The sequence below is a fragment of the Chryseobacterium oleae genome (genome assembly GCF_900115055.1).
Lineage (GTDB): Bacteria > Bacteroidota > Bacteroidia > Flavobacteriales > Weeksellaceae > Chryseobacterium > Chryseobacterium oleae.
Genome location: NZ_FOVD01000011.1, coordinates 78,911 through 91,513 on the forward strand (window position 1 = coordinate 78,911; position 12,603 = coordinate 91,513).

12 protein-coding genes are annotated in these 12,603 nt (G+C 38.0%); 1 reads left to right on the forward strand and 11 read right to left on the reverse strand.

Features of this window, described 5'->3' with window-relative positions:
* Positions 1-157 precede the first annotated feature (157 nt).
* From BM143_RS23105 to BM143_RS23145, 9 genes are all read right to left on the reverse strand, one after another.
* Positions 158-538: a helix-turn-helix transcriptional regulator gene (locus BM143_RS23105; RefSeq protein ID WP_090027714.1), complete on the reverse strand. Its 381-nt coding sequence runs from the start codon at positions 536-538 to the stop codon at positions 158-160.
* Between the two features lie 156 nt (positions 539-694).
* On the reverse strand, positions 695-1,480 hold the full coding sequence (locus tag BM143_RS23110; protein WP_139222103.1) for a hypothetical protein: 786 nt from the start codon (positions 1,478-1,480) through the stop codon (positions 695-697).
* Between the two features lie 9 nt (positions 1,481-1,489).
* The gene (locus BM143_RS23115; protein ID WP_090027662.1) at positions 1,490-1,846 is read right to left on the reverse strand and encodes a hypothetical protein; all 357 of its coding nucleotides are present in this window, start codon (positions 1,844-1,846) and stop codon (positions 1,490-1,492) included.
* Positions 1,847-1,848: 2 nt separating this feature from the next.
* A complete protein-coding gene (locus tag BM143_RS23120; protein ID WP_090027663.1) occupies positions 1,849-2,400 on the reverse strand; it encodes a LemA family protein in 552 nt (183 codons plus the stop codon).
* 13 nt (positions 2,401-2,413) lie between these two features.
* Positions 2,414-3,499: a hypothetical protein gene (locus BM143_RS23125; protein WP_090027665.1), complete on the reverse strand. Its 1,086-nt coding sequence runs from the start codon at positions 3,497-3,499 to the stop codon at positions 2,414-2,416.
* Between the two features lie 196 nt (positions 3,500-3,695).
* Entirely contained in the window at positions 3,696-5,588 is a 1,893-nt protein-coding gene (gene htpG / locus BM143_RS23130) for a molecular chaperone HtpG (protein WP_090027666.1), read from the reverse strand.
* 340 nt (positions 5,589-5,928) lie between these two features.
* Entirely contained in the window at positions 5,929-6,933 is a 1,005-nt protein-coding gene (recA, locus tag BM143_RS23135) for a recombinase RecA (protein WP_090027668.1), read from the reverse strand.
* A gap of 203 nt (positions 6,934-7,136) precedes the next feature.
* Positions 7,137-8,324: an oxygenase MpaB family protein gene (locus BM143_RS23140; RefSeq protein ID WP_090027716.1), complete on the reverse strand. Its 1,188-nt coding sequence runs from the start codon at positions 8,322-8,324 to the stop codon at positions 7,137-7,139.
* A gap of 97 nt (positions 8,325-8,421) precedes the next feature.
* The gene (locus tag BM143_RS23145) at positions 8,422-9,195 is read right to left on the reverse strand and encodes a LuxR C-terminal-related transcriptional regulator (RefSeq protein ID WP_090027670.1); all 774 of its coding nucleotides are present in this window, start codon (positions 9,193-9,195) and stop codon (positions 8,422-8,424) included.
* A 433-nt stretch (positions 9,196-9,628) separates the two neighbouring features.
* Between BM143_RS23145 and BM143_RS23150 the strand changes: the two genes are divergently transcribed.
* A complete protein-coding gene (locus tag BM143_RS23150) occupies positions 9,629-10,471 on the forward strand; it encodes a hypothetical protein (protein WP_090027672.1) in 843 nt (280 codons plus the stop codon).
* Between the two features lie 102 nt (positions 10,472-10,573).
* Here BM143_RS23150 and gap read toward each other — a convergent pair whose 3' ends face one another.
* Together gap and pfkA are read right to left on the reverse strand one after the other, a co-directional pair.
* A complete protein-coding gene (gene gap, locus BM143_RS23155; protein WP_034723610.1) occupies positions 10,574-11,578 on the reverse strand; it encodes a type I glyceraldehyde-3-phosphate dehydrogenase in 1,005 nt (334 codons plus the stop codon).
* A 31-nt stretch (positions 11,579-11,609) separates the two neighbouring features.
* Entirely contained in the window at positions 11,610-12,596 is a 987-nt protein-coding gene (gene pfkA / locus BM143_RS23160) for a 6-phosphofructokinase (RefSeq protein ID WP_090027674.1), read from the reverse strand.
* Between the last annotated feature and the right edge of the window lie 7 nt (positions 12,597-12,603).

Consider the following 12,603-nt stretch of genomic DNA (forward strand, 5'->3'; position numbering starts at 1 on the left):
TAACAGCAAGCTAGAATTATTAAGTTACATCAAAGTAAAAATAATTATCTAGATTAAAAATTGCCACTATAATACAATAAAAAATGCCCTGAATACTTATCTGTATTCAGGGCATTTAAAGTTTATAAATTAAAAGGTAGATTAAAAAAGTCAACCCTTATCTTCTTCCTTTAGGAGTTTTCAGTTCTTCTTTCAATCTTTCATTTTCTTCCTTCAAAAGGGCGATATAGCCCTGAAGATTCTCAATAATAGCTCCTGGAATGTTATTAAACTGTTGATTGATATTACCTCCTGAAGCACTTCCATTAAATATAGGGTGATCATTATTAATAACCACTTTAGCTTCCTCATCCTCATAAATATCTTCTACAGTCACATCCAGAAAACGGGCAATTTTGTCCCATTCATCTTTTACAATCCGTACATCTCCGCTTTCTTTTCTGCTGTAGTTGGATACATCAGTCGCGATAATATCAGCTATCTGCTGCTGAGTATAGCCTTTTTGTTTTCTGATGACGCGTAATTTTTCTTTTTGCATATCCGACATTTTATACAAAAATGGAAAAAAAGCACAATGTGTACAATAGAAAACAGAAAAAATGTGCAATAAGATTTTGTGCACTAAGCACGTTACATTCGTAGAATATAAATGTAAGTCGTAAAATTTGAAATTTTATTTAGGTTACAGAAAAAATTATTTACGCATTCGGTTTTTAAAGGTGGAAAATCTACTTTTTTTTCTGATGGTCTTTTCTTTGGTAAAAAGCATTTTTAGGTATCCGAAGAAAGCCGGGATAAGGATCGTTACAAAAAGACTGCAAATTCCCAATGCCCAAATCGGCATATCATTTCTTCTCCCCTGAAAATATTCCCAGATCACCCAGGACATCACTCCGATAAAAAACAGCATGGCTGCAGGAAAAACAAGATACATCACAAAGCCAATTCCAATCCGGAAAATAATAGAGTAGTCCTGACCTAAGGAATATAAGATGATCCAGGCCATCGCAAGCCCTAATAAAAACAGGAAAAGTGAAATAATAAAGATGATGAGTTTTTGCGTTCCGAAACTTAAGTTGGTCACACTGTGATCTCCATCCTCATAGCCAATGGTTATTATTCTTCCTATTTCTACGGGATGACTGCTCCCATAGTTTAAAGGTTTTTTAATCAATTGATTTTTCTGATCTCTGAATTCCACTACCGCTTTTTTAGTTTCGTCACCATAAGATTGCGAGGAATCATACTCAACAACCCTGGCTTCATATCTGGGAGATGAGAAAAAGGATATTACCGGGTAAGAAATAAACGATACCAAACCGAAAAATAAACTGGAAACAGCAAAAACAACAAGGCCCGGATAAATAAAAGAAGCCAGAGAAACGGGTACACCATCCTGTCTGGATTTCTTCCTTCTGTAATTCATGAAAAGGATGAAGACTGTGAAAATTAAGGGCGTTAATAAAATAAATTTTCCCATGGTTTTGTTTTAGTTTTTTTGTGCGTTTTTCAGTTTTGAGGCATCTTTCAGGAAATTAACGCTCTCCTCTGTATTGAATAACGTGAAACCAGTCACGCAGATCAAAATCGCCAGATAAATCAATGTCAGTTTTAGTTTTTCAAAGCCAATAAACGCTGAGAAAAAAATAAAAGGGATAAACACAATCACGGACAATCCGAAAGTAAGAATGATGAACCTGAGAATTTTTTTAATGAAGAAAATCTTCTTAAAAATACTGTACAGCATCAATAATCCGATGGTAAGAACCGGAAAGCCAATGGCCAGACTTCCAAAAAATTTCTCAGAATTGATAAAACTGCCAAGGGCGCCTAAATCTATTTCCATAATTAAAGTGTTATTGTATTATTCTGTTTTTCGCTATCCGAAAACTGGAGCATTTCCTTTTTCCGGTAATTCATCATTTTAGCAAAAATAAAATCCGGGAAAACTTCAATTCCCGTATTGTACAAATTGATAGAATCGTTGAAATACTCTCTCCGGTCAGCAATAATATCTTCCAGTTCACTTAACCGTTTCTGAAGCTCAAGAAATGACTGGCTGGCCTTTATTTCAGGATAACTTTCCACAGTAATCAGAAATGATTTTAGTTTCCCATCGATACTGTCGGCAATTTTCATTTTCTGATCGTTTTCTTTGGTGCTAAGGTATTGGGAGCGAAGGGCTACAAGTTCTTTCAAAATTGTATTCTCGTTCAGGGCGGTTGCTTTCACCGTTCTTACAAGATTGGGAACTTCGTCTGCCCGCTGCTTCAGCACCACATCAATGTTGGCAAAAGCTTTTTGAGAATTGTTTTCCAGCATCACCAGTCGGTTATAAGTGCTGATTAAGAAAGTAATCAGACCCACAGCAACAATAATGATAAGTAAAAGCGAAATCATGGTTCAGTTTTTATTAACGGTTAAAAATACTTTCAAAAGGATTTGACTTCAGAACCTCTTTCCAGTTTCTCTGTTCAATAGTGATTTTAGTCCCATTAATGGTAATGGGTGTAAAAAGAATAATGGCAGCAAATACAGCGATGCAGGCCAATGCAGTCAGCGCTCTGAGTTTTAAAGGTCTCCATTTGTTGGAGAAATTCACGATATCCAAAGGAGCAATTCCAAATACTTTCTTACCCTCATCAAAACGGAGAATCGTGTTTGAGCCTTCATAAAAAGCCTGTCCGATTAAAAGGAAATCTGTTTTTTCATCGAGAATATATTCCTGATACCGTTTTCCACCACCTTCCCGCGAATGGGTGGGTGAAAAATTAATCCATTGAAGCTGTGCAGGAACGATTTCTATTTTTCCGGTTTCATCTTCAATATAAAAGTTTTTGAGATCTGTTTTTCTTGAAATCTCGTGATAGGAAGTAGAAGTTCTGCCGTCATCATCTCTCGTGGTATGAATTTCATCAACGGTATAAATATACCCGACACATGGGGTATACGTATCCGGAGAAATAACGGGTTGAATGGCTTTTGCTTTCCCCGAAATTTCCGCAAGACCCATCGCCACACTTTTTATAGTGGAAGTAGGAAGCGTCCTTTGATAGAAGTAAAACCTGTTTTTATTATTCGGAAGCATGGAGCTCAAGATGATCACAAAAAAGATGAGGAAGAAAGAATAGATGCCTAAGTAGAAAAAGGCAAGATATCCTAAAAGAGCCAGCAATCCACCACCAATAATTTTCCAGACCGGAGTTTTATTTTTTCGCTGTTCTTTAAAGGAATCGACAGTAGATTCAATGCCGTTTTTGATCATCCCGATAATAGCCATGGCAAAAACAGAAAGAAACAACGCTATGAAAACAATTCCTGATTCTTTTCTGAAAAAGAAAAAAGCAATCCCTAAAATAGCAGGATCTATGACAAACATAATCCAGCCGGGTTTTAAGTTGACATTAAAAATTCCGGATAAAATAAAGGTATGAAACAGGGCAATCCCTAAACAGAACAGGAGGAGGAAAGGAAGCATTTCAAAGGTTATTTCGAACATCGGTTACGTTTTGAACAAATGTAATGATATTCAGGATAATAAAGAATCTGTAGGATAATTTAACGTGAGCTTGGGTTAAGAAGATTAAATTAGGCGGGTAAAATAGGGAGTAGGTAGGTCGGAAGATGTCCTTGCCAAGGATTAAGGTAATAAAAAAGGCCGTTGTCACGGGTGTGATACGGCCTTCTTTGTCATATTATTTTTCCAATTGCTTATAGCTTCTCTGGATGAAATCTGTTAGGTCTTTTCCTTTCAGTAGATTTTGTGAAAGTTTCGCAAGATCAAGAGCATATTTAATCAGTGTTTCTTTTTCCTCAGGATTTTCTGTCTTTAAAATCTGGCTGGAAAGTTCACTGTTCGAATTGACAACCAAATTGTACATTTCCGGGAAACCTCCCATTCCGAACATTCCACCTCCGCCAGACGCCTGCATTTCCTTCATTCTTCTCATGAATTCAGGTTGTGTAATGGTAAACGGAGCATCATTGCTGTCAAGATCTTCAAGCTGTACCGTGAATTTAGCATCTTTTACGGCTTCTTCAACGTTCTTCTTCAATGATTCTTTTTCAGTTTCATTTAATTTAGAAATAACCGGCTCGTCTTTTTTGATCAGGTTGTTGATGTGATCTGCATCCACTCTTGCAAATGAGATCTTCTCTTTTGAAGTCTCCAGTTTCTGGATCACGTGAGAGATCACAGGAGAATCTAATAACAGAACATCATAACCTTTATCATTAGCTGCCTGGATATAGCTGTGCTGTTCATCTTGGTTGGTTGCATAAAGTATCACTGTGTTACCGTCTTTATCCGTATGAGCCGGCTGGATTTTTTCAATCAGTTCATTCCAAAGGAAATATTTTCCGTCAGTGGTAGGATACAGGGTGAATTTATCTGCTTTTTCTGCAAATTTTTCTTCGGTGATAATTCCGTACTCGATGACGATTTTAATGTCGTTCCATTTTTGCTCATAGTCTTCACGGTTCTCATTGATCAGAGAAGACATTTTATCCGCCACTTTCTTAGTGATGTAAGAGGAGATTTTCTTTACCGCACCATCTGCCTGAAGGTAAGAACGGGAAACGTTCAACGGAATGTCCGGAGAATCGATTACCCCTCTCAGAAGCATCAGGAAATCAGGAACGATACCTTTTACTTCATCCGTAACAAATACCTGGTTCTGATATAGTTGAATTTTATCCTTATCAATATTTAAATTGTTGCTCAGCTTCGGGAAAAATAAAACTCCGGTAAGGTTGAAAGGGTAGTCAACATTCAGGTGAATATTAAATAAAGGCTCCTCAAACTGCATGGGATACAATTCATGGTAGAACTTCATATAATCTTCGTTGGTAAGCTCGCTTGGTGCGATGGTCCAGGCCGGTGCCGGATTATTGATGATGTTGTCAACCTCTTCAGTTTCTGCTACAGCATCTTCCGGAGCGTCTTCCGGTAGTGGAAGTGTATGCGTTTTTGTTCCGAATTTAATGGGAACAGGCATGAACTTATTATATTTTGAAAGCAGTTCACGGATTTTTGCTTCTTCTAAAAATTCCGTAGAATCTTCAGCGATGTGAAGAATGATTTCCGTTCCTCTGTCGGTTTTATCAGTGGTTTCTTCAAGGGTGAATTCCGGGCTTCCGTCGCAGATCCATCTTACGGCAGATCCGTCTTTGTAAGATTTTGTAAGAATTTCCACTTTCTCTGCCACCATAAATGCAGAATAGAAACCAAGGCCGAAATGGCCGATGATTCCTGAGTCTTTTGCAGAATCTTTATATTTTTCAAGGAATTCTTCAGCCCCGGAAAAAGCAACCTGATTGATATATTTCTCAACCTCTTCAGCCGTCATCCCGATTCCCTGGTCAATAATGCGTAAGGTCTTTTGCTCTTTATCGATCTTAACTTCAATCTTCGGGTTTCCGTATTCCACTTTAGCCTCACCGATACTCGTTAAATGCTTTAATTTCAAAGTAGCATCAGTTGCATTGGAGATCAGTTCTCTCAGGAATATTTCGTGGTCACTGTAAAGAAATTTTTTAATAAGCGGGAAAATGTTTTCCACAGATACATTAATATTTCCTTTAGTCATAATAATTTTTGTTTTAATTTCTTTTGAATGCTCAAAAAAAATACCGATTTGAAGAAAGTGACAGAATGACAGAATTCGTTGAAGATTTAAAGATTTAAGAATTTAAAAGATTAAAAGCACCATGCTAAAATCCAATAGTGGGCTTCAGCCCACTTACCCCAAAAATAAATGACACACGCACCGACTTTAGCTCAAACATATTAAAATTCAATAGGAGCGGGCTTTAGCCCGCTTACAAAATATACACAAAGCGATATTGGCTTTAGCCAAAACTTAAATAGAGCACAACAAAAAAGACAGCCCAAAAGCTGTCTTTTATATTGTAATCCGCAGATAGAACCTATTTGTTATTCTTCAGTTCCTCTTTGATTTTATTTTCCAATTCCTCAGCAAGCTCAGGGTTGTCTTTTAACACATCTTTTACGGCGTCACGTCCCTGACCTAATTTAGTTTCTTCATAGCTGAACCAAGATCCGCTTTTCTTTACAATTCCTTGTTCTACAGCCTGATCAAGGATTTCTCCCGTTTTAGAAACTCCTTCACCATACATAATGTCGAATTCAGCCTGTTTGAAAGGTGGAGCTACTTTGTTTTTCACAATTTTCACTTTCACACGGCTTCCTACTGCTTCATCTCCGTTTTTAATTGGTGCACTTGCTTTTCTGATATCTACTCTTACAGAAGCGTAGAATTTCAAGGCGTTACCACCTGTAGTCGTTTCAGGGTTTCCGAACATAACACCGATTTTCTCTCTCAACTGGTTGATGAAAATTACGGTACATTTTGTTCTTGAAATCGTAGCGGTCAGTTTTCTTAATGCCTGAGACATTAATCTTGCATGAAGACCCATTTTGGAATCTCCCATTTCGCCTTCAATTTCTGCTTTTGGAGTAAGTGCTGCTACCGAGTCAATAACTACGATATCAATGGCTCCTGAACGGATCAGGTTGTCAGCAATTTCCAATGCCTGTTCCCCGTTGTCCGGCTGAGAAATGATTAAGTTTTCAAGATCAATTCCCAGTTTTCCTGCATAACCTCTGTCGAAAGCGTGCTCTGCATCAATGAATGCTGCAATTCCACCTGCTTTTTGAGCTTCTGCAATAGCGTGAAGGGTTAAAGTGGTTTTACCGGAAGATTCCGGTCCGTAGATTTCGATAATTCTTCCTCTGGGATATCCGCCTACTCCAAGAGCGATGTCTAATCCTAAAGATCCGGAAGGAATCACTTCGATGGTGGTATCAATAGTACTGTCACCTAATGTCATTACAGTTCCTTTTCCGTATGTTTTATCTAGCTTGTCAAGCACCAATGCAAGTGCTTTTTTCTTATCGTCTATGTTGCTCATCTGTTGTTAAAATAATTTTTCAAAAGTACATAATTTAAACATCAAAAACTAATATTATTTAGGGCAGAAATCTGTTTTTAGAGTTAAAAAATAATAAAATTGAGAGACTGATATCGTTCATTACGAACGGGATGCAGCGTTTTATGATTCAAAACATAAAAAAATAAATTTTACCTTCTGATGTATGGACTGTTCCGACTTTTCTAGTGGAAATTTGAGTTTTTGGTAATGCTCAGATAATCTTCCAGCACTTTCATCTGGTCTTTGTTCCCTTTTTTTATTCTGGCATCTCTGCTTATGATCTTGTCATAAATTTTATTGATCATAATTTTGGTTTTGGGAAAAAGGTTTCTATTCGGAACATCCGGAATCTGTAATCTTTTACAAACTTCATCGTCAAGAAGAAACCAGGTGCAGCAGATGTGAAGGTATCTCAAATTCTTTCTTTGAAATTTAAACTTTAGAATAGGATTTTCCAACGATTCATTCAGTAGTGAATGAGCCAATAGAATTGAGTCTTTATCTGACGGAGGTTGTACAGAAGTCCAGAGATAGAAATATTCCGTTGCCTGTTTTTTGCTGTCGGGAAGAAGCGCTTCCGGAATTCCCAATAAATATCCCACGTATTTCCAAAGATGAAAAATTCCTTTCTCTTCTTCTTCAGTAAAAGTATTTCCCAGTTTCTGAAGACTGTGGAGAAAAACAAGACTGAAACCAATATATGTGGCCATCATATCCCATGAATTGATGGGTTCACCCCAATTTTCAGTATCCCATTGCTTATAATGCTTCTTGATGGACAGTCTTGCATAAGAATGAATCAGGCGGGTTTTTATAGCAAATTCATAACCTTTTGCATGAAGTTCCAGGGCATCATAGCGGGTGGCATTGACCCAAAAGTCCAAGGTTTCGGAAAGACGTTTTACTGCCCCTTTTTTCAAAGCTTCCGTAGCAGTAAGGGGTTTGTTGAGGTATGCATAATCATAACCTCCCATCAGACAGTAATCCCTTAACGAAATGAGCGAGTCGATGTTGCCACGCATACAAAGCTCTGCACCGCTTTTTAACAGGCGGTAATCAAGCCATTCGGGAATATGTTGGGTCTGGGCGAAAAGTTTTTTTACGCTTTCAGGAACATCATCTGTGTCGGAGACCCCGCTTCGGATATAATCTTCGATTTCTCGGGATGCTTCGTGAAATTTTTTAGTAAAATAGACATCTTTCACCACCTGATCACCGATTTCATCCACGTGGTAAAAATTGGCGGAAAATCTGTTGAAGTCCTTAAAACTTACTTCTGCTCCCGAAAAATCAAGAAGTTGTTTTCCGTTGCCTTTTTCCCAAAAATCTTTGAAGTGGGGAGAATCTTTAAAACGCGGCTGGGTAGTCATTCTTTCCATTGTATATAAAAATACAAGTTTTGCACCGAAATACCCTGGTGAGATTTATCAGTCTTAGAATGCGTTGGATATTGAGCGATGAAAAATATCAGATAAGGCCTCTTTCAAAGGCTTTTTTCACGAGTTCCTTGCAGTTTCTGGAATCTGTTTTTCTTAAAATGTTTTTTCTGTGGGTGCGTACCGTATGTTCGGACAGGATCAATGCCTGCGCTATTTCAGGTCCGGAATATCCTTTGGTGATAAGGCCAAGGATCTCCATTTCCCTTTTGGTTAAATGCTCTGAAAACTGCTGCGGCTTGGAAAAAGAATCCAGTTTTACCTGATGAAAATCATTTCTCGGACCTATCCCGGAAATCAGCACGGTATAAGGATTTTCTTTTGTGATGTGATGAATATTGGTATGGATATTTATGGCCTGCACGGGAATGCCGCTCTCGTCTTCCATGGTGATAACAGACTGATGATGAAACAGTTCATAATTTCCTTCAGCGGTTTTCATTCTGAAGCAGTAGCTGCACTTAATGTAAAGTTGGTGCTCCAGACCGATCTCTGTCATTTTATCAATGAGAGTCTGTTCGGCCTTCATTACGAATTCAATGTCATCAGGATGGGTCAGGTCGATGACTTCTTTTAAATTTTCGGGATATTCAGGAAGTCCATGAAGCTTAAGAATGTTCTCATGATGGTGCGAAAGCGTACTGTTGGTAAGATTCAGAGCATAATAATAAAACTCGCCGATCGCAAACATCTCGCCGATGATACGTTCCACCGGAGGTCTATTCAGGATTTCTCTGTCTCTTCTCACACCCGGGTAGGTATCCCAGACTTCAAGCAGAGGATGTTTTTTTTCTGAATTCCCCATGAATAAATAGTTTTACGCTAAAATAACTAAAAAACTTACAAAATACCACAAAAGGGGGATTTTTTTACACTGATAAAATGATAAACTTTGTACTAGCTAATAACCATGGCGACTCAATTTCTACTATTCCGTTTTGTTTTGTGATTTATTTTTTCCATAATTTATTGTAATTAGGAAAATGTTGAGCATAGCAAACTTAACGAACCGTCTTCAGGACGGCTTTATTTGAAACGATAATGAATGTTATAAAATCAGTTTACTCTTTTCTTTTTAGTTGTTTGAAAATGATAAACTAATGGCCTCTCGTTGCTGGAGAGGCTTTTTCTTTTTTATGATCCACTTATTTTCTTGCTAATCCGGCATTTTAAAATCACCCGAACGGGTACTTTACTTGTATTCATGGAATTCCAAACTTTGTAGAAAACTAATAGCCATGAAAACACATTTATTATTAAAGATTCTTGCTTTCGTAATTTTTATCCCCTCCATTTTTTTTACACAGATAAAAGTTGAAAGGATAACAGGAGATGACGGGAAAAAAATAATAGGCAGAAATATTACTATTGATCTGTCTGTTAAAATAGATAGTATTGAAATGCCTGTTGAAAAAGGAATTTATAAATTATATATACCATCCTTGCAGCTAAAAAGTCTGGTGATAAAAAAGAAAGCTATTGAATATGAACCATTAAAAATGGAGAAAGAAAAAGAAAAAGAGAAAGCTGAGGTTGGTTCTGAAAATGAGGTGGTTGCGGAATTGGTTTTTAGAAACAATACTCAATATATTCTGTACATCGGTGTAATTGGCGAAGAGAAAATAAGAAAGTATATTCTGAAAAGTGAATCTGACTGGAAATGGACAACTTCCTTTGGAGCCAATGCCGTTTTTCTCACAAGCCGTTCAAGATTTACGTCCGTAGATAATGTAGTAGCACAAAACAGAGATGGTAAAATGATGGACCTGATGCCAAGTATTATGTTTACATTTATGAATAACCAGCGGAATTTTTCTCCCGGATTTACAGGCGGTTTAGGATTTAATTTCGAAGAATTGTCTGTCTTTGCCGGAGGTGCTTTAGGGATCGGACAGAATATTGTTTTATCAGCAGGCGTTGCGGTTCATAAGCAAAACCGCCCTAACACAGACTACACAGTAGGGCAGACTATTGACAGCTCCGTTACCTCCGATAATCTGAATAAATCGCAGTACAGGGTGAATCCATTCGTGGGACTATCGTTTAGATTTGATAAAAACCCTTTCGGAGCGAAACCGTAAATTATTAGTGTGAGAATTTTATAACCAATATATTTATTAGTCATAGAAAAACCTTCCCGATGGGAAGGTTTTCATTATATATTGCTAATTGCTCATTACTGATTATAAAGAAGCAGAATGAATCAGCATATCTACCAATTTGTTTGAGTAACCCATTTCGTTGTCATACCAGGAAACAAGTTTTACAAAGTTTGGAGAAAGCATGATACCAGCGTCTTTGTCGAAGATAGAAGTTCTCTTATCTCCTACGAAATCCTGAGAAACCACTGCATCTTCAGTGTATCCTAAGATTCCTTTCAATTCACCTTCAGAAGCAGCTTTGATAGCAGCACAGATCTCATCGTAAGAAGTAGCTTTTTCTAATCTTACAGTAAGGTCTACTACAGAAACGTCAACAGTTGGTACTCTGAAAGACATACCTGTTAATTTTCCGTTTAATGAAGGGATTACTTTTCCTACCGCTTTAGCAGCACCTGTAGAAGAAGGGATAATGTTGTTTAGAGCAGCTCTACCACCTCTCCAGTCTTTAGCAGAAGGACCATCAACCGTTTTCTGAGTTGCTGTTGTAGCGTGTACCGTAGTCATAAGACCTTCTACGATTCCGAAGTTATCGTGGATTACTTTAGCTAAAGGAGCTAAACAGTTCGTTGTACAAGAAGCGTTTGATAAGATTTTGATATCGTCAGTAAGTTCCAGGTGGTTTACACCCATTACGAACATCGGAGTATCGTCTTTAGATGGAGCAGAAAGGATTACTTTTTTAGCTCCGGCGTTGATGTGAGCCTGAGCAGAGTCTTTAGATAAGAAAAGACCTGTAGATTCTACGATATAGTCTGCACCTACTTCATTCCACTTTAAGTTGTTAGGATCTTTCTCAGCAGTTACTCTGATTCTTTTTCCGTTTACCACAAGGTCATTTCCTTCTACAGAAACTTCTCCCGGGAAAATACCGTGTACAGAATCATATTTTAACATGTAAGCCATGTATTCTGCGTTGATTAGGTCATTGATTCCTACTACTTCAATGTTATCTCTTTCAGTCATTGCTCTGAAAACAAGACGTCCAATTCTACCAAAACCGTTGATACCTACTTTGATTGTTGACATAATAGTTTGTTTTAGATTTATAAAAAAATAATTAGATTGCTAAAATTTCGGAAATCAGTAAAAGATCTTTATTGATTTCATTATGTTTTTTAATGGCATCTTCGATCGGTGTGTACACCATATCGTTGGAACGCATTCCCGCCATTACATTTGTTTTTCCTTCCATTAATCCCACTACGGCACCGTAACCCAGTCTGCTGGCCAAAACTCTGTCTGCACAGCTTGGAGAACCACCTCTCTGGATATGTCCCAAAATGGTTACACGGATGTCATAATCAGGGAATTCTTCTTTAGTCAGGTTGGCAAGATCATAGATGCTTCCCTGCTTTTCACCTTCTGCTACCACAACGATGCTTGATGCCTTTCCGGTCTTTTCAGCCTTTCTGAAATTAGCGAAAAGTTCATCTCTGCTGTCTTTTTTCTCAGGAATAAGAATATCCAGCGCACCAGTTGCCAATCCGCTGTTCAAAGCGATAAAACCTGCATCACGGCCCATTACCTCTACAAAGAAAACCCTGTTGTGAGAAGTTGCCGTATCACGAATCTTATCAATAGATTCCATAGCCGTATTTAAAGCCGTATCGTAGCCGATGGTATTATCCGTTCCGAAAATATCATTGTCGATTGTTCCGGGTACACCGATTACTCTGATCCCAAACTCTTCGTAAAAGATCTTAGCACCGGTAAAAGTTCCGTCTCCCCCTATACATACCAATGCATCCACACCATGTTTCACACAGTTCTCATAGGCTTTCTGGCGTCCTTCAGGAGTTCTGAATTCCACGGATCTGGCGGATTTCAGAATCGTTCCGCCCTGGTTGATTATATTTTTTACGGAACGGGGACCCATTTTCAGGAAATCATCGTGGATAAGGCCATTATAGCCTTCCCTTACTCCGTAGCATTCAATATTATAATAGTTTGCGGTCCTTACTACCGCTCTTAATGCCGCATTCATACCCGGAGCGTCACCTCCAGAGGTAAGAACTGCAATTTTTTTTACAGCACTCTCTTTCATCTAGTAA

Coding starts and splice junctions, on each gene's coding strand:
- BM143_RS23115 (WP_090027662.1), bottom strand. CDS start 1,846: ATGGAAATAGATTTAGGCGCCCTTGGCAGTTTTATCAATTCTGAGAAA.
- htpG (WP_090027666.1), bottom strand. CDS start 5,588: ATGACTAAAGGAAATATTAATGTATCTGTGGAAAACATTTTCCCGCTT.
- gap (WP_034723610.1), bottom strand. CDS start 11,578: ATGTCAACAATCAAAGTAGGTATCAACGGTTTTGGTAGAATTGGACGT.
- BM143_RS23150 (WP_090027672.1), top strand. CDS start 9,629: ATGAAAACACATTTATTATTAAAGATTCTTGCTTTCGTAATTTTTATC.
- BM143_RS23110 (WP_139222103.1), bottom strand. CDS start 1,480: ATGGGAAAATTTATTTTATTAACGCCCTTAATTTTCACAGTCTTCATC.
- BM143_RS23120 (WP_090027663.1), bottom strand. CDS start 2,400: ATGATTTCGCTTTTACTTATCATTATTGTTGCTGTGGGTCTGATTACT.
- pfkA (WP_090027674.1), bottom strand. CDS start 12,596: ATGAAAGAGAGTGCTGTAAAAAAAATTGCAGTTCTTACCTCTGGAGGT.
- BM143_RS23140 (WP_090027716.1), bottom strand. CDS start 8,324: ATGACTACCCAGCCGCGTTTTAAAGATTCTCCCCACTTCAAAGATTTT.
- BM143_RS23145 (WP_090027670.1), bottom strand. CDS start 9,195: ATGGGGAATTCAGAAAAAAAACATCCTCTGCTTGAAGTCTGGGATACC.
- BM143_RS23105 (WP_090027714.1), bottom strand. CDS start 538: ATGCAAAAAGAAAAATTACGCGTCATCAGAAAACAAAAAGGCTATACT.
- BM143_RS23125 (WP_090027665.1), bottom strand. CDS start 3,499: ATGTTCGAAATAACCTTTGAAATGCTTCCTTTCCTCCTCCTGTTCTGT.
- recA (WP_090027668.1), bottom strand. CDS start 6,933: ATGAGCAACATAGACGATAAGAAAAAAGCACTTGCATTGGTGCTTGAC.